Below are 17,876 nucleotides of genomic sequence, written 5' to 3'. Positions count from 1 at the left end.
ACCAAGGGCTGCTGCGGCATCAATTGTTAACGGAATCTCATTCGTGTGATTTCCCTACGCTCCCTGCGATTTCCGTACGCTCAGCCGCATGACAACAGCGGTGGTCGTGGGCAGCGGCCCCAACGGACTGGCAGCGGCAATCGAACTCGCCCGACACGGTATCGCGGTCCACGTCATCGAAGGCGCCGACAAGATCGGCGGCGGCACCCGCAGCAGTGAATACATTGTCGACGGACTCATCCACGACGACTGCGCGGGCTTCCATCCCACCGCGCTGGCATCACCGTTCTTCCGCGGACTCGACCGGGAATTCGGTTTCGCCGATCACGGATTGGAATGGCTCTGGCCCGAAATCGATCTGGTCCATCCACTCGACGACGGGACCGCCGGGGTTCTGTGGCGCGATATCGACCGAACTGCCGACGAGATGGGCGTCGACGGTAAGCGGTGGCGCTCGGTATTCGGGTATCTGTCGGAGCACTTCGACGCGTTGGTCGAGGACGTCTTTCAACCGATCGTCCATATCCCGAAACACCCGCTGATACTGGCCAGGTTCGGCGCCGGCGCGATTCTCCCCGCAGCTGGTTTCGCACGTATGTGGAAGACCCCACAGACCCGGGCGCTGTTCGGTGGCAGCGCCGCGCACATGTTCGGTGCGCTGACTACCCCATTGTCCAGTGCGGGCGGACTCATGCTCACCGCAGGCGCCCACGCACACGGCTGGCCAGTCGCCCGCGGCGGCTCCGGCTCTATTGCCGCTGCTCTGACCTCCATTCTGCGCAGCCTCGGCGGCACCGTCGAAACCGGAAACCGGGTCACCGACTTCTCCCCGTTGGCTGGCTACGACATCGTGATGCTCGACCTCGCACCCGACGCCGCGGCACGACTCCTCGACGGTCATCAGCCCGATCGCATTGCGCGCGCCTACCGTCGCTACCGCTACGGACCAGCCGCCTACAAAGTCGACTACGCCGTGCGCGGCGACTCCGACGGAACCGTCGTACCGTGGACGAATCCACACGCCCGAAAAGCCGGCGCCTTGCATCTCGCCGGATCGATGCCGGAAATCGCCGCCGTCGAACGTCAGACCGCCCGGGGTGAAATGCCCTCAGCACCATTCATTCTCGTGGGTCAGCAATTCCTGGCCGACCCATCACGATCAGTGGGAGACATCCACCCACTCTGGTCGTATGCACATGTCCCGCATGGATATTCGGGTGATGTCACCGAGTCCGTCACTCGGCAGATCGAACGCTTCGCACCCGGTTTCCGGGACCGGATCGTCGGCGTGCATGTTCGCAACGTCCCGCAGATGGAGGCCTACAACCCCAATTACGTCGGCGGGGACATTTCTGCCGGAGCAAACACACCGAGGCAGCTCATCGCCCGCCCCAGGTTCGGGTTGGATCCTTATGCCACCGGAGTTCCTGGTGTCTTCCTCTGCTCGTCAGCAACTCCCCCGAGCGGCGGCGTCCACGGGATGTGCGGCTACAACGCGGCGCAGGTGGCACTTCAGTCCACGTTGATTCCGTAATCCGTTGCGACACCGCGCAGACCAGAGGCATAGCCTTGCCCCACTGCCCGAAACTTCCATTCACCGTTGCGGCGGTACAGCTCTCCGACCACCAACGCGGTTTCAGACGTGAGTCCGTCAATCGGAAAGTTGATCACAGGATGACCGGTACTCAGATCGACGACGGTCGCATGGAGACCACGAAGACCCGAGAACTGCCCACGGTCGATCGATCCGACAATCACGATCTTGTCGGTGTACGTTGCCGCGCGGGGTAAGTCCATCCGGATGGAATCACAACCGGGAACACCGTTCGCTACCTGGCGAGATTCGTAGCCCACAGCACCGGTGGCATGAACCGGCTGGTTGTAGAAGACAAAATCACTATCCGATTGCACCCTCTCGTTTGCTCCGAGAAGCAGTGCCGACGTATCCACATTGGCTTCGGCTGGGTTGCCGTGCCACGCAAGCGCAACACGAATCAGGGGCGCCCGGACGGGAGTGTTCGCACCTTTGGTCAACGTCAAGATATCCGGCACACTGGATGTCTCGCTCGAGAACAGGAACCTCGCCCGGTCGAGGACACGCTCCGTCGCAGCCTGCACGTCCGACAACGAGGGTGACGAATACAGCGGTTTGATCAAGGTGATGTGTTCGTACTCGACGCCGATCTGGCAGTCGTCCAGATCGACACCGCGCAAGTTCTCGGGAATCTGCCCGTTCTCCGAAGGCCCGAGCACGAGAAAGACGCAGTGTTTATCTCTCCACGGCGCAAAATACACAATCGACGAACCCTCCGGAGAAGGTACGTCCTTCTTGTAGTTGTCACCGTCGAGAGAGTCCCACCCGGCCCCCGCCAGCCGGCGCTTGAAATCCCACGAAAGCTCAATCGGTCCGTGATCGTGTGGTCTGAGATGTTCGAGACCTGGAAGGTGCCAAATCCGACGATGAACCGACCTGCCGAAGATATCGGCAAAGGTGCTGGGCACCAACGTTTTCTGCGCCAAGGCGGTGAACCATGACCCATCCAGAGCGCCGAGTGGATTGACGAATTCACGGAGCACCCGCCCAGAGTCCGCATCCGGCAGAACGGTAACGATGATCGCAGAACTGTCTGCGCTCTCGATCCCGAACCACAACACATTCTCGATGCTCGAGAACGATCCAAGCCATCCACCCTCCGTCGCAGAACCGCGGAACGCGGGAATCACGCCGGCGACGGCAGTGAAACAACTCGCCAAATCCGACGGACCGTAGACGACGAGGCTCAGACCAACGCTGGACATCAGCCCGAACGCTATCTGTATCGGGTCATTCTCACCGAGTCCCGGGTCACTCAACGTTGTCGTGTCACTCGAATCCGGAGACAGAATCGGTAGGCCTTCAGGAGTGACATTCCCGGACTTCGAGAAATGTCCTTCTCGGGCCATGGTCTCGAAAGTTTCGGCCATTTGTGGTCCGACCAGAATCCCGCCGATATGTTCCGACACCGCAACACCTTTGGCAGCGCAATGAGTGAAGTAATTCCAGATGTCGTCGCGTTCAGGCCCGGGACGACGCACGATTGCGCTGATCGCATCCGCGTTGCCCGGAAGGTGTTTTACAGCAATAGATTCCACAATGTTTACGATGGCCTGGACAACCTTGTCCACGTCGATGGCGTTGAAACTTCCCGAGTGGCTGTCGACCAATTCCTGTGCCACGTCGGATAGTCCGGGCCGCAGGCTTTGGTGGGCCGCCCAGTTGGGAACTGCCGCAATGCGTTCAGTGGTCCAGTCGGTGGTCGGCGCCTTGGTTCGGGAGAACATTCCCATGATGCACAGCCCTTCTAATCCTGCTACAGCCGAACCTCGGACTCACCTTCGAGTGCAGCGAGTTTCCTGAGCAAAGTCCATCGCTTGGATACAACTCTGTCACAGGAAGAGACAATCCCCGTTCGAGTCATCCACTCCGACATCCAGATTGACACTTCAGTACCGCCGTCGACAGTCGGCGAAAGGCTGACTGACACCACGGGGTTCTTCGAGTTCCACGAATTGATCCCGATCCCTCGCGACTGGAAGTTCATCAAACCGTCACCCTGGACGTTCTTCCATCCAACCCCACTGAAATGGCTTTCGATTACTTGTTGGATTGTCGGGGGATCAGCGGAATGCGCTAGATCTATCTGCCGTTTGGCGTATGCGCCGAGAACCAAACTGAGGATCACCAGGCCCACAAACCATGCGATGGCAAACCAGAATGCCGCCCCGCCGCCAACTGCAAGTGCTGAAACAAAACCCACTATCGTGACGATCAAAAAAGCCAGGAAAATCTGCACGAAGCTTCCTCTCATGAAGATACGGGGCGGCCCTCCGAGGGCTCTACTTCCAGTAGCCGCCGTGTTCATTGCATGTCGAGCCGGTGTTGTTGCACTTGCTGCATGTGAGCTTTCCGAACATGCCGCTCGCTCGTCCTCCGTTGCACGCCGAGCAGTCATGAACCGGCCTGTGACACTTCCTGCATTCCGCCATGTCGAACTCCTTCGTTTGTGGTTGCTGCGTCAAAAAACCTTGCACCACAGTTGACCGTCCGTTCAATAGTCCGATCGACTGACATGGGCGATTTCCGGTCCTGACTACCTCACGATTCTCGGCAACCATCGGCTCCCGGTGATGCTCCGGGGGTTCGGTCTCTCGTGTGCACGGCGACATCAGAACTCGCCACACGAAAGGACCCGCCCTGATGCATCCGACCAGTTCGTCACCCACTTCACCAGGCGCCGATCACGCATTGGCCATTTTCCGGCGTGCGGTTGACGTCGTACCCGCCTACACACAATTCTTGTCAGAACAAGGATTCGATCCAGACGAGATCCATGGCGTGGACGACTTCACGAAGATTCCCACGACGTCGAAAAGTAACTACATTGCTGCGTACGAGCTGAAAGATCTCATGCTTGGCGGCGATGTCACAGGAGCACGAATCTGGTCGTCGAGCTCGGGATCCTCCGGTCGGCCGACGCACTGGCCACGGTCCGCTGCATCTCTGGCACACAGCGTTGCGCTCCATGGGCGCATCATGCGGCAATTCGATGCTGACAAGCGTTCGACGTTGCTCGTTGTCTGCTTCGCGATGGGCAACTGGATCGGTGGAACATATACATTGCGCGCGGCGGAAGAACTGAATCAGCGTGGGTTCCCGTTGTCCGTCATAGCTCCAGGGGTGGACATCGAGACGGTTCGTGAGAACATCGCAACGCTCGGCAAACACCACGATCAAGTCGTAATCGCAGGCTATCCACCATTCGTCCGTGACGTTCTCGACGGCGCGGATCCGGTGGTCCTCAACCAGGACCTGAAGTTGCTGCTTGCCGGCGAGAGCATCGGAGAATCCTGGCGCGACGGCGTGCTGGATCTGATCGGCAAGTCCGGTCGCCCGCAAGACATATGCCTTGTCTACGGCACCGCCGACGCGGGGATGATGGGGCACGAGACGCCAACATCGATTTCCTTACGCCGTCTTGCCCTCGAACATCACGATGTCGACGAGGCGCTGTTCGGTGGTGCTGCCGCGTCGTCGACTCTCGTCGAATACGACCCTTCGTATCGCTACACGGAAATCGACGAGGAGGGTCATTTGCTGTTCACGGTCGACAATACGATTCCGCTGATCCGCTACCGAATCAATGACATCGGCCGAATTCTGAGCCAGCACGACACCAGTCGATATCTGACCGAACTCGGGCACGACCTGGATCTTCGAACATCTTCCGCAAGAGCGGGTTTCATCGTCCTGAAGCGGCGTGCCGACGTCGCCATGTCGTTCTACGCGGTCAATCTGTATCCCGAACCCATCCGTGCCGCGCTGTCGCACCCGCAGTTGGTCGACACGATCACCGGAAAATCTGTACTCGCTCGGCGACCCGGCGCCGACCTGCGCGACACATTGGAGCTGCGAGTCGAATTGCGACGCGACAAGACTCTGGACACGCGTGGGAATACCGCATGCGCTGAACTGATTCGCCGAACGGTGGTCGAGGCTCTTGCTGCCTCGAGCAGCGAATACCGCGAACTGGTGCAGATTTTGGGTGACCGCGCAAAGCCGAAAGTGCACTTTTGCCTGTTCGGAAGCACCGACTTTCAATACGAAATCAAGCAAACACAGGTGGAAAAGGTAGGCGCATAATGATCGAAATACTGCATCCCACACAAGACTCCGACCGCATTCGAACTCTGCTACGACCCGAATCGGGTCTACGATTTGTCGACGGTTGGAAATCCGCGCGCTCGGAGTTGACCGTCATCGATTCGTTCGGAGATGGCGATCCGAACAGGTGGAACGACGAGCGCACCATCGAATGCGCAAGTCGGTACGTCGTCTACCCGTGGCGGTCGGCAATCGTTCGGTTGCCTGACGCCGAGAACTTCTACCGCCTGCGAACCACTCGAAACCGATATCTCCTCGACGACGACGAGCAACACGCGTGGGGTCGGGCATTGATCGGGGTAGCCGGACTCAGCGTTGGATCGTCGGTCGTCTCCGTCTGCTCCTTGACAGGCGCGCGTCGGTTTCGCATCGCAGATCCTGACACATTGGGGCCCAGTAATCTCAATCGCCTCGCTGCGTCCGTCTGCGACTTGGGAGAGTCGAAAGTGACTCTTGCGCAACGCCGTCTACTCGAAACTGATCCCTACACCCACATAGATTCCTTCCCGCGCGGGTACTCGGAAACCGAATCGGACCGATTCTTGGGAGGCATCGATGCCGCATCCTTGTCGGTACTCGTAGAGGAAATGGACGACCTCGCGATGAAAGTCGCCATTCGCCTGCGCGCACGGGCAAAGGGCATACCGGTCGTGATGGCTACGGATAACGGCGACAACGTGATTCTCGATATCGAGCGCTACGATCTGGATCCCGACTATCCCCCGTTTCACGGCAAAGCCGGAGAGCTGATCGGATTGACCGACGACCAACTTCGCGATCCCGAGAATCGGGCACGGATAGCCAATGCGATTGTCGGAAGCAAGGTCACTCCGAGAACTCGCTACTCACTCACACAGGTCGGTCGGACATTGCCCTCATGGCCGCAGTTGGGCACCGCTGCCACTGCAGCAGGGTCCGTCGCGGCATTAGCGGCACGGTTGTTGGTATGCGGGGCGGACTTACCGTCGCGTCGATACCGCTTCGATCTGGACCAGGTCTTGCTCGGCGACGGCGCCAACTCAACTCGTCGCTGGAATGAACTCGACGAACGCACATTCACGGCACTCATGGCCGAATGATCGGCGTACGGATACGTTCAGGGTCTGGTCAACCCGCGCAGCAGCAGACCACCGACAAAAGCGGCGTTGTCCTCAGGCGTCTCGGTCCGCCGGGTGAAACAACGCAGCAGGAGAGCGTTCGTCAAACCGGCGGCGATGTCTATCGGCGTGCCGATAGTCGAGAACAACCCGTTGTCCTGACCTTGCTGAACAACCGGTGCGATGATGGCCGGAAGGTTGAGTTGCGTTTTCAGTGACAGCAAACTTTCCGGCTCGCCGTACGTGTCGTGGGCGACTGCGACCAACAGGGCGTCCATGAATTCGGTCTCGTCTGTCGCGAGTTGCGCACAGCGAAGCATGTAATTCTCGACGATCGTGATCTCGTCCAGGCCGATCAACACATCGTCGGCAACGGTTTCTCGAAGAATGTCCACCCTCCCCTGTAGCGCTGCAACAAGAATATGAGGCTTGGTTGGGAACAGTTTCTTGACGGTCGGGCGCGGAACACCCGCGTTGTCTGCAATGTCGTCTACCTGAGTCATGAAATATCCGCGTTTCCCGAATTCACCCCGGGCAGCGGCAAGAATAGCTGCCCGGGGATCTCGGGGCAGCGGTCCGAGCGAGGGAGGAGCATCAACATTGCCGACCATATCGTCGAGATGTTGGTGACGCCCGGAAGTGTCGACCACTGCCCCGAGAAAGGCGAACAGTGCATCGGAGACAACCGTGGCGGACACGGACTCGGGGTCAGCCAGACTCCGAATCCGGAAGCCATCGAGAATGGCATTGAATGCCGCTGCAAAGGATCTTGCGGTAAACGGCCTCCGGAATGCGGCGTCGGCCTGTTCGAACAAGCCTTCATATGCGGCCAAAACCAGAGCGTCCCGCTGAACGTAATCATTCTTCACGGCCTGCGCAGTACCTCTGTGATTGTGCGCAAACACATGAGACAAGAGATTCTCGGTTACGGAAGATCGGTCCACCAACGGGCGGAACGCTTCGGCAACCAGTGCGGTGACCGCCGGGCGGAGCGAATTGCCGCAGGCCTGCAACTGGCCACGCACCATATCCCTGACCTCGTCAGTCGAGTTCCAATTGGATTCGCTCAACCGCGCAAGCACGGCCTCGACAAAAACCGCCTTACTGTTGAATTTTCGAAAGAACGTTGCCGACGACGAACCTGCCTGATTGACAACGTCGTCAATTCGCAATCCACGTCGGAGGAAATCCCGCGAGTTCTCTGTCAACGATGCCACTCCGGCATCGATGAATTGCACGGCCGTGGCATCGTCCGACATGTCTTGCCCTTTCGGTGTCCAGTAACAACTTTCCACGGCTATATCCCGAAGAACACTTTACCCAGCTACAGCCCATTTTCGCCCCGAATTGAGAGTGTTCACTATCACGTGAATGAACCTGCAATCACCAGAGGGAGTGACCTCCCGAAAAATCTCGCTTTTCATAGGAGTCAAGAAACCATCGCCACCAAAGGTGGCGCCCGGACACCAAGGACGCCCACATGATCTCCAGTGACTGCGACCCGAACAACAATGACAATCGTCCACGCCGCATCGATCCGGGCCTCAGTACGCGCGAGAAGGAGGTTTTACTCGCGTGGATTCAGTGCGACTCCAAATCCGTAGTCTCGCGAAGGCTGTACATCGCACCGGGAACGGTCAACACTCATCTCACTCGAATTCGCGGCAAGTACGACGAGGCTGGGAGAACCGCTCCGACCAAAGCCGCGTTGCTTGCGCGGGCACTCCAGGACGGACTTATCGGGATCGACGAGCTCTAACAGACCCCGCGCCTCCCACGCATCTGTCGGTCGTTCACTCGATACCCGATGCGAAAATCGAAACCTAGAGTGAGGCGCGCGGCGTTCGCTGACGCCGCCTCACTCGGGGGGTCTTCGATGGACGACGGCGATCCACGATGGTCGATCTACATGATGGTCGCCATCCCGGAATACGCCACCGTACGCGACGAGATTCTCCGCTTGTGCCGATCACCCAGGGAGAACATCGACGAGGATAGCCTATTGCGGGCAATAGAATCGGCGTCGTGGGAGTTGTTGCACGAGTTAACGATCGGACGTGAAGACATCACTTGGGCAGAGTTGCATCAGCTGGGCAGCGCGCCGAACTTCGATCACGCAAAGTTGGCTGCGTATCTGAGCACTGCGGGGGCAGTGGGAATCGCGGTCAACGACAAATTGCGGAACTACCTCACCCACACAGTTCCTCAGGAACTGAGTGCTTCGGTCGACTCGGGAAAGTTCAATCGCTCCTAAGATTCAACCCCCTCTATGATTCGGTGGACTCCACCTGTCGAGCTTCAGCAACAGTGTGCGTAAGCGATGCCCACACAATCGGTGAATAAGCCAGATCACCCGAGTTGGATTCCCACAAGCGCAATTGTTCACGTTGCCAATGGGTCACGGCCTCCACCGCGTTGGGCCCACCATGCGCGCGATCGACAACCAGCGCTAATTCGACTGTGGGAAGCGTTGATCGCCGCACTTTTCCGATGCTGTGGAAAGCACTATCGGTCGGAAGCGTCCAGCGGGTAGTGGTCACCAGCGAAGCCCCAGAGTCCACCAACGCAATCACCAAACCGAAAGTCTCGGCCGATCGGAAATCCACGCCACCCTCACACGCTATGAGAGCTACACGACATGGAATAGGCCAGATTTCGAAGCCGTAATTCCTTCGATCCGATCCGTACCGACTCCACACGCGCTCGTCCGAACACTGCTGAGTACCAAGAAGGAAATCCAGTGCGCACAAGGGTAGGTGACGGTCTTGGCTGGGCGACGCCGCATGACCGGGTGCCGTCGCCGATCGAAATGGCTCTGCCATTCCCCATTGCCCACGCCCAGAAGTCCGGGGGCCAACCGTATCGAACAGGTGAATAGACGCAGACCCTGGTTCGTCGGGACTCGAGGATACATGCCCGAAATAGAACAACCGAGATCTCCCGTTCTTCAGAGCGTCTGACAACGCAATTCGGTCGAATTTTCTCGGCACGTCCATCTTGACAGCTTGATCCCCGAAAACCGATTCGAGTTCTTCCGAAATGCCATCGAGCAGTGCATTTTTCGACAAACCCGACAAAGTTTGCCGAAAGCCGCGTTCGAGGGCACTCGGGGGCAGACGTGGATCGAGGACATGAAGTGGAGGAAGGTGACGCACATCTTCCCAGTTCGGGGGCAGCACACTTCGACGAGTGTGAACTGTCGCCGGCGGGTCGAAGGTCACCAGCGCAATGTCCAGCAATCTCCGATCGGCGTCCGCGAAAAGCAATTCCCAGGGAACACGTGCGATCCGAGGACTAGGGGTGATCCTGACGTGAACTGTTCCGTGGGATTCGAATCGCTCACAGATCTGTCGGCGCAACGTCGTCGGAAGCGCAGCCTCGGTGAGCAACGCAGCCAATTTCCGTTCACCGTCGAGGCTGGCGAACGCACCCTGCAACAGCGCCCGACTCGCCGCATCCTCTTTGGACTCGACCTGTGACTGTTCTCCCCGGCCCAACGGCAATGGCGACAACAGGGCTTGATCGAGCATTGTCATGGCTGCGGAAAGGTTCTCGCTGTCCAGACGTTCGGCATGGGGAACGTCTGGAGTATCCATCCACGTCCATGACATGTACGTGGGGCCCGCATCGGCGGCTCGCACAAGAACAACCGAGCGATTCTCGAACCTGAGAGTCACGATCGCCCGTCCGAGCGGTCATTGTCGTCATCCGACGGCGTGATCAACAATTCGGCCAATAGCGGCTGCGTGCCTGGTGGTTCAGCCCTGTCATCCTCCACAGCTGCCATGAAGCGCTCGATTGCCTCGATTCTGCTTTCCAGCAGGGCACCCCACGACTGACTGTCGCGACCGAATTCATCATTCAGCCAAGTCAATTTCTCCACCGCTGATTCAGCCGCATCCAATGCCTCCCGAGTGAATCCGCGCGCTGCCGACGTCACAGCTCTACGAGCCTCCGACTCCGACGTCGAGTTCGCGACGTACAGGGCGGCCAACTTCGCGCGTTGCAATCCCCACGCTTCCAGCATGAGCCGATCGACATCGACCAGCACACCGGCCGAATCGCCGGCACGGAGATCGCGAGGATCGCTAGAAGCACAAAAGATCCCGAAACATATGTCGGAAAGGGAATCCTCGTCGATCTCCATTATCCCGATCAGGCTGGTTCCATCGGCCACCATCGGAACGCTAACGAGAAGCTGCCCTGATCTGCGATTTGCAGCGTACGCCAACATCTCTCCGGCTTCGCGGGAGTGGGGATCGATGCCTTGCGCCAATTGTGCGGACAAAATCACTCTCCCCGTCTCCCCCTCCACGCGATAAGTCGCTTCGATTTCCGGCGTGCTCGCACCACGCCACGCGAGAATCCGCGGAGGTACCACATGCGGATCGATGTACCCACTGAAGACCGAAGCACGAGAGCGAGTTCCGCCACCGGCCATATCCGTATCCACCAAGCTCAACGATTGTGTTTCCACCAGATCTTCGATCCACTGCCGCAGCGTGTCGTCGTCGAACGCGGTGGCGGCCTGCACTCGGGCAGCGAGGTCCATCAGAACGTAACCCCACGTCGTTTCGGATACCGCTTCTGCCGCTTCCAGCGTCACGATCGCCATCTCTTTGGCTGCGCTGCTGGACATCTCACCGTTCAAACAATCCACCCCCAACCCTTCGAGAGTTGCAGACGCAACCGCAAAAAGGCGAGCAGCCGCGGTGGTATCGCCGATTCGGTGTCGTGCAGCAGCGCCGTCCAACACCAGTACGCTCTCGTTCATCCGAACCATCGACCAGCGACCACAGGCCGCGGTCAGACCCAGACGAGTCCACCGTGCATCGAGATGAACAGCGTCACATTCGCTTTCGATGCCACTGGCCGCACGTTCGAGGATTCCGCCAAGGCCAGGTTCCACACAGGCCGCGGCCAGCGCCCTGATCCCACCGCCCTCGGCCACATGCCAACGCAGGACCGTCGACGTGTCCGCAGCGTCGACGACTACTACAACGCCGGGTGCGATGGACACCGCAACTTCTGCAACCGCGGGAGCAACGTCACTATCCCAAGAGAGATCGCCGCCATCGCGTCGTATCGAGCGCGGGTATTTCGATGCACTCACTTGTTCGTCTCCGTCAACTCGGTCCATTCGTCGCGGTGTGTCCGAAGCCTCCGAATGATTTCGGCAGATTTCTGCGTCCAGGTTTGTCCTGCGGCCTTCTTTCCGACGAGTTCGATACCGTCGCCGGCAAAGATGTCGTCGTCATTGATTGCCATTGCCAGGGCCCCCTGTAAGAGTTGCATGACCAGCGCAACCGATTTGGTCGGACTAGGGGCGAGGGTGTTCGTGGGTCTGTGTACTTCGAGCAGGTGACGCACCATTGGCCGAACTGCACCTCGATCTATGAATGCTGCGACCTCGGGGACGGAACCATCGACCACGGTCTCGGCATCAGATTGCAGTATGCCGAGAACTACCTCGCGTTCCCAACACGGCAGCGGCCCTTCGTATTTTTCGCCCCACGGATGACTCGACTCGATCGAGCTGTCCATCACGTACGTACGCGCGCGGGCGAACAGAAGCCTCATCAACGCACCTCGGTAGCCGAGCGCAAGTTCAGTGTGTTCAAGACCATAGCTCTCAGGGTGTTGCGCGTGGGCCGTCCGATCAGCTGACCGGAACAGTTTCCGCCGCAGATCCTGCGTCGCACGGTGGCGATTCGATTTGTAGACGCGTGTCACGAGGTCATCGGTCAGTTCAATTTCGGCGATATGAAGCTTCAACATATTTCGACGTGCACGGCGCCATGTCTCGCCCACGACGTCGGAGCTGGTGTACAGGTTGCTTCCTTGGATCAGTGGCCTGTCGAGATCTCCGGTGTCGACAATTCGTCGATTGAGATAGGACTCGAGAGTTCGCTCGACAAACTCGATTTCCTCTGCTGACGGGGAGCGATCCGCAACGTCGGGTTCACCATATCTGATGGTCATATCTTCGATTGCGCTGCTGAGGATTTCGAGGTCTTCATTGCCGTCATCGTCGGCGATTCGATCCAGATAGTCCACCAACTTTCCGCTGTACCCCCGCATAGCTGCGGCCACGATCTCACTCGTGAACGACTGCGGGGTCTCGACAAAGCGATCGGCATGATCTCGAGTTGATGTCACTGTGCCGCACTGCTCGGTTGCGATCATGGCGTTTCGCGCAGCGGTGCGTGGATGGTTTTCTTCGAGCGGCCGAATGGAATCAACCATTGCAGTGGACAGACCTCTAGGACGCTCTGCCCTCACGTCCCGAACAACATTGGCGGAGCATCGCGCGAAGGGATCCGCATACTCTGCAGCAATCATGCTCACCATGTCCCAAATTTCGACACCTGTTGCCACTTCGTTGACACCCTGACGCATACGCCGCGCAACCTCGGGTGTGGTCATCGTCTCGACCCATTCAGTGGCTCCCAGTTCGTGTGTCCACGTCGTAAGATCCTCGGCGAAGTGCCTGATATTCGGTTTCGGTGACGCCGAAGCCTTAACCCATAATTCGATCAGGTCATTTCGTGTCAGGGTTGCCTCGGCACGACCACCACGGCCGAGTTCACGGCCGATCCACCAACCACTGACGGCCCAGTCACTGCTCCCCGACATGTCACCAACTCCCTATTGAAACGTCTTCGTAGATTAGTCTCATCGAATGACTTTCGGCCGGCGCTGAACTCCTTCATCATTATCCGACAAGCAGGTGATCGTCCTCCTATTCGAAACCTCGCCAATATCGGATCGGACGGAAGGACTGGTCGCAATGTCTACTCACTTCCCATTATGACTGCGATCGTCATCGTTCTAGCCTTCCTGATGATGGTGGTGTATTTCGTGCTCGGCGGGCGAGCATCGCGCGCTGAACACCCAGGTGGGTCAACCTTCCCATTGAAACCGTCATCGAATTCAAATAGATTTGGACGTTCATTTCTGGCAGGGTTCATAGCAGTGAGTGCGCTTGTGCAACTGTCAGCGTCCGAGAGTCCGACGTTTGGCTCTCCGGCCGAAGTGGGAGTGGCAGTTGGCATCTTCGCCCTGGTCGTTGCCCTGCTCGGCTCGTTGCCAGGGGTATCCATCGGGGCTGACCTGCTCTACTCCGTGATCGGACTTATAGCCCTGGTGCCGGCGATGTCAGAACTCACTGAGCCAAGTATTTGCGGAATAGATACGAATGTACCGCTGCGGATAAGCGCAGTTGCACTGTTCGTCGCGATCGCATTCCTCAGCGCTGCGTGCGGGTTCGTTATCGGGGGTATGAATATAAACGGCGCAGCAGTCGCCGGCCTGGCCTGGTTCGGCGCTATTGATGTCGTCCTGTTTCTCACCTCTCCTGTCGGGGTCACCTCGGGTTCCACTCCACTTGCACTCGGTATTATTGCGGCTGTAATTCTGGGAAGCACGATCGGAGCGAGGCCTGAGACGGGACTCTTGATCGTCGGCACCGCATTGGGACTTATCGTGCTACTTTCGTCGGCATCTGGAATGTCCACCAATTGCGACGAGGTTGATTCTGTGGGATCACTGACAGTGTTTGCCACGTATGCAGTTGTATTCGGAATAGGTCGATGGACGATCGGCAAATTCATGCCCGACCGAGTGCGATGAAAATGAAACACCACCCTTGGCCGAGCCGTCTGTATCTAGACGGACTCGATCTTCTTGCCGATGGCAACGCCATCGACGCGCTGGAACTTCTTCGGGCCGCACAGCGCGAATGTGTCAGAGAAGGCGAACTTCACGGCATTGCACACTGCCTACGATTGATCGGCATTGCACAGGCGGACATCGAACAATTCGCAGATTCGATCAAAACGTTGCACCAGGCACTGGAATTGCTGACAGATCTCGACGATCCGGAATTGACAGCAGACTGTGCCGGCGAACTCGGCCTCGTTCTCGCGGACACAGGTGACAAGCGCGAGGCGATCATGTGGCTCCAGAGATCATGTGACCTCTTCGAATCCTGGGGTGATGTCGAGACCGGAGCCGCATACTGCGGTGTGCTCGCCGAACTGTACGAGGACAGTGGCGCTGTCGCGCATGCGTACGCTGCGTTCAGTCGGGCGGCACGCGGATTCTTCGCCACCGGGCAGATAGAGGAGTCCGCCCGCTGCCACGAAGGTGGTGGATCGTGTCTCCTCGAGATGGAGGACATCACTTCCGCAAAGGCGCAGTTCACCATCGCGCGGACACTCTACCGCGAAGTCGACAAAGGTCCGGAAGCTGCTCGGTGCCAGTACCTCATCGGAATCACGTCAACTGTCGAGGACCTTGCTGACGCCGAAATCGAATTGCACGCGGCAATCGATTTCTTTCGAACGGCTGAAGTCCCTGATGCAGAGGGAGATTGCTGGGAACAACTCGGAGACCTCTACTTCGAGGCTAAACGTGTGACAGACGCAGTCGAGTCCTACCGAGCGGCGATCGCGCTGCACTCGCACACAGACCGTCCAAGTCGCAGCGCACACTGCCACAGGCAGTTGGGACTCTTGCTGTTGCATCTCCGAATGATCGACGACGCAATCACATCCTTGGTATCCGCGCGCAATCTGTTTGCCGACGAACATCCGGACGACGCAGCAGGTATCGACGTCGGCCTCGGAATGATCTACGAAGACCAGGGAAGGCATTCCGATGCAGTTGACGCCTATAACCGTGCGCGACAAGCTCACACACGCCTTGGTGACATCGTTTCTGTGGCCACGTGCGACATGCACTTGGCCACAGTCCAGATGCAGCTCGGTGACTTGGTCTCCGCCGAGCGACTACTGATCTCGGCCTTGGCAGAGTTCAGCGCCGCGGAAGAGCCGGTACTTCGTGCGACATGCCTACGATACTTCGGCGCGCTCGCGCGAGAAAAGCTCGAATTATCCAGAGCGGAAGACTTTGTCAACCAATCGCTCGCACTGATCGTGGGATTGGGCGAGTCCGAGTTGGAGGCGGATTGTCGGCAAGAGTTAGCTCTGGTGTTGATGCAAAACGCTGAATACGAGGCGGCAATTGACGGGCTCGAGTTCGCTCGAGCCGCATTCGTGAACGGGGAGAATGTCGAGAAGTCTGCCGCATGCCAACAGAGTATCGGCGTGTGCCTCCTCTCCTTGGGTCGATACGACGATGCCGAGCAAGCACTACTCGAATCACGAAAAGCCTTTTCGAACAGTGGCATTCGCTTCGGCGTTGCGACCAGCGATTCCCACCTCAGTCAGGTCTATCTTGAGGCCGGAAGGCTCGCCGACGCGGAGAATTCGTTTGTCAAGGCTCGCGCGGCGTTCGACTCGTTCGGCTCGACCGATCGAGTCGCGATGGTCGACCAAAATGTGGGTGGCCTTCATGTCGCGAGAGGAGACTTCGACCTTGCCGAGGCGGCGTTCTCCAGTGCAGCGGAACTTTTCGCCGGTCTGGGGCAACACGCGCGAGCGGCCGTCTGCCGGTGCAATATCGGGGTCGTTGCTTTCATGACCTCGGATTTCGTTCGAGCCAAGAAGGTGCTTACCGAGGCCATCGAAGACTTCGGTTCCGATCTCGCCTACAGACGCAATGTCGGCTGGTGCCAACGTAACCTTGCGTGCGCCGAAATCATGGAAGGAAGTCCCGGCACTGCACTGGTGCACCTAGGTGCCGCACGGGAGCTGTTCCTGGCGCTGAGGACCATGATCGATGTTGCCAAGTGCGACTTCCTGGCCGCCGTATCGATTATTGCGGCCTCCGGTGGCGAACGCTACCGTGAAGCACTCGAACTCGCACTGCCCGCAGTTCAGTACGTCAACGCGCAGCGATTCCAGTTCGAGATCGCCAGTAGTCGACTCTCCTGGGAGAAAACGGCTTCGCAGTGGATGGCGGAGATATTCGTGTGGGCGGACAAATTGGGCGATCGACAGCTCTTGAGCGAGCTCGTCGAGTCGACGATCAACTCCGGAACGCACGTGGCCGAGATTTCGGCCGATCGGTTCCTGACCGATGTCGACATCGAATCGCCGACACCTCAGATCGCCGACGACGCTGGTCTTGGCATGGGCGGTGCAAGTGCCCTCGTCGCCGGCGCGGCACTCCCCATGCGCCCACCTCCGCTACTGCAGATGCCCGGGGGGCAGATCGCACTCGAGCGCTACCTGCGCTCGATGGATACGCGTTACGGCACAGTCTCGGGACCCACCGTGGTTCCGGTGATCTGACGACCTGTGGGCGCGTCAATCACGGTGCGAGTATGTAACTCATCCCTGGAACGTCCTTCAGCACGAAATTCCCGTAACCGTTCATATCACGACCCCGGATGTACCGACCGTCAGCACGATTCTCGACGGAATCGACCCACCCCACGTGGCCGAAGTTGCGGTCGGCACCATGCACGCCCGGCTGGAACACGACGATGCTCCGTGCCTGAGCGTCGGCGACCACCGTCCACCCGTTTGCACGTGCATCGTTGGCCCAGGCCTTGGCATCGCCGTGAATATTGGGGTAATAGCCGGTTGCTTGCTTCCAGTAATTCTTTGCACCCCAAGTGCATTGACCCGGAGTAGCGTCGTTCACTGTCATGCTGCGTCCCATGGCCCGACCACCCGCAAGAGCGGGGGCGGAACACCGGGGAGTCACAGCAGCGTTGGAACCGGTCTCGAGGTAGGAGTCAGTGACATAACCACCGCCGTCGATGGTGTACCAGATCGTAGAAGTTGTCCGGTACGGTCCGGTGATTGCCTGTCCCGGTACCCAACAATTGATTCCGACGTTGGTTCCCGCAGGAATCGTCCGAACCGCCGGTCCGTTCGTATTCGGAGCATTGCGGACGTTAACCTGCTGTATCACCTTGCCGGTCCGTATAGCGGCGCCGGCCTCCGGAGCATGCAGTGCCGTCAGTGCGGTGAGTACAAGTCCCGAAGCGGCAAGTGCCAGAACGGCTGTACGTGTGCGAACTGTCATGAGGGTCTCCTTGGTTGTCGAGAGCTTTCATGTCATGGACCGAACCCCCGGATCATTTGCGCGTGTAGGTCAAACGAACGACAGCCGATTTCCATCAACGATGAAATACTCCGTTCCTGGACAATTTTCGGCACAAG

At 58.6% G+C, this 17,876-nt stretch carries 14 protein-coding genes; 7 read left to right on the top strand and 7 right to left on the bottom strand.

Features of this window, described 5'->3' with window-relative positions; all coding sequences use genetic code 11:
* The first annotated feature begins 88 nt into the window (after nt 1–88).
* Nucleotides 89–1,534, top strand: a complete 1,446-nt coding sequence (locus KYT97_RS19800; protein WP_219110503.1) for a phytoene desaturase family protein — start codon at nt 89–91, stop codon at nt 1,532–1,534.
* Here KYT97_RS19800 and KYT97_RS19795 read toward each other — a convergent pair.
* Both KYT97_RS19795 and KYT97_RS19790 read right to left on the bottom strand, forming a co-directional pair.
* Complete coding sequence (locus KYT97_RS19795) at nt 1,513–3,327, bottom strand: TerD family protein (protein ID WP_052683445.1); 1,815 nt, start codon at nt 3,325–3,327, stop codon at nt 1,513–1,515. The genes KYT97_RS19800 and KYT97_RS19795 overlap by 22 nt on opposite strands.
* 23 nt (nt 3,328–3,350) lie before the next feature.
* Complete coding sequence (locus tag KYT97_RS19790) at nt 3,351–3,833, bottom strand: hypothetical protein (RefSeq protein ID WP_045066151.1); 483 nt, start codon at nt 3,831–3,833, stop codon at nt 3,351–3,353.
* Nucleotides 3,834–4,237: 404 nt separating this feature from the next.
* Between KYT97_RS19790 and KYT97_RS19785 the strand changes: the two genes are divergently transcribed.
* Both KYT97_RS19785 and KYT97_RS19780 read left to right on the top strand, forming a co-directional pair.
* A complete protein-coding gene (locus KYT97_RS19785; protein ID WP_045066148.1) occupies nt 4,238–5,680 on the top strand; it encodes a phenylacetate--CoA ligase family protein in 1,443 nt (480 codons plus the stop codon).
* Nucleotides 5,680–6,780, top strand: a complete 1,101-nt coding sequence (locus KYT97_RS19780) for a ThiF family adenylyltransferase (protein WP_045066145.1) — start codon at nt 5,680–5,682, stop codon at nt 6,778–6,780. The genes KYT97_RS19785 and KYT97_RS19780 overlap by 1 nt, the downstream gene beginning before the upstream one ends.
* 17 nt (nt 6,781–6,797) lie before the next feature.
* Here KYT97_RS19780 and KYT97_RS19775 read toward each other — a convergent pair whose 3' ends face one another.
* Nucleotides 6,798–8,057 carry a TetR/AcrR family transcriptional regulator gene (locus tag KYT97_RS19775; RefSeq protein ID WP_045066143.1) on the bottom strand — a complete coding sequence of 420 codons (1,260 nt, stop codon included), beginning with the start codon at nt 8,055–8,057 and terminating at the stop codon, nt 6,798–6,800.
* Between the two features lie 221 nt (nt 8,058–8,278).
* Between KYT97_RS19775 and KYT97_RS19770 the strand changes: the two genes are divergently transcribed.
* Entirely contained in the window at nt 8,279–8,557 is a 279-nt protein-coding gene (locus tag KYT97_RS19770; protein WP_045066140.1) for a helix-turn-helix transcriptional regulator, read from the top strand.
* 117 nt (nt 8,558–8,674) lie between these two features.
* Complete coding sequence (locus KYT97_RS19765) at nt 8,675–9,052, top strand: hypothetical protein (protein WP_106939724.1); 378 nt, start codon at nt 8,675–8,677, stop codon at nt 9,050–9,052.
* Between the two features lie 13 nt (nt 9,053–9,065).
* Here KYT97_RS19765 and KYT97_RS19760 read toward each other — a convergent pair whose 3' ends face one another.
* Genes KYT97_RS19760 through KYT97_RS19750 form a run of 3 tightly spaced genes read right to left on the bottom strand, consistent with a single transcriptional unit; the run spans nt 9,066 to nt 13,434 of the window.
* Entirely contained in the window at nt 9,066–10,475 is a 1,410-nt protein-coding gene (locus KYT97_RS19760; RefSeq protein ID WP_045066136.1) for a hypothetical protein, read from the bottom strand.
* Entirely contained in the window at nt 10,472–11,911 is a 1,440-nt protein-coding gene (locus KYT97_RS19755) for a hypothetical protein (protein ID WP_045066133.1), read from the bottom strand. The genes KYT97_RS19760 and KYT97_RS19755 overlap by 4 nt, the downstream gene beginning before the upstream one ends.
* The gene (locus KYT97_RS19750; RefSeq protein ID WP_045066132.1) at nt 11,908–13,434 is read right to left on the bottom strand and encodes a hypothetical protein; all 1,527 of its coding nucleotides are present in this window, start codon (nt 13,432–13,434) and stop codon (nt 11,908–11,910) included. The genes KYT97_RS19755 and KYT97_RS19750 overlap by 4 nt, the downstream gene beginning before the upstream one ends.
* 339 nt (nt 13,435–13,773) lie before the next feature.
* On the opposite strand from KYT97_RS19750, the gene KYT97_RS19745 reads away from it, so the two are divergent.
* Together KYT97_RS19745 and KYT97_RS19740 are read left to right on the top strand one after the other, a co-directional pair.
* Entirely contained in the window at nt 13,774–14,430 is a 657-nt protein-coding gene (locus KYT97_RS19745) for a hypothetical protein (protein WP_146153437.1), read from the top strand.
* A gap of 2 nt (nt 14,431–14,432) precedes the next feature.
* Nucleotides 14,433–16,997, top strand: coding sequence for a tetratricopeptide repeat protein (locus tag KYT97_RS19740; protein WP_045066129.1), 2,565 nt, complete (start codon nt 14,433–14,435; stop codon nt 16,995–16,997).
* A 19-nt stretch (nt 16,998–17,016) separates the two neighbouring features.
* Here the strand turns inward: KYT97_RS19740 and KYT97_RS19735 are convergent, their stop codons facing one another.
* The gene (locus tag KYT97_RS19735; RefSeq protein ID WP_084702573.1) at nt 17,017–17,739 is read right to left on the bottom strand and encodes a CHAP domain-containing protein; all 723 of its coding nucleotides are present in this window, start codon (nt 17,737–17,739) and stop codon (nt 17,017–17,019) included.
* Nucleotides 17,740–17,876 lie beyond the last annotated feature (137 nt).

Source organism: Rhodococcus globerulus (genome assembly GCF_019334125.1).
Taxonomy (GTDB): Bacteria; Actinomycetota; Actinomycetes; order Mycobacteriales; family Mycobacteriaceae; genus Rhodococcus_F; species Rhodococcus_F globerula.
The sequence above is the reverse complement of the archived record's forward strand: the minus strand, read 5'-3'. Positions and strand labels throughout refer to the sequence as shown.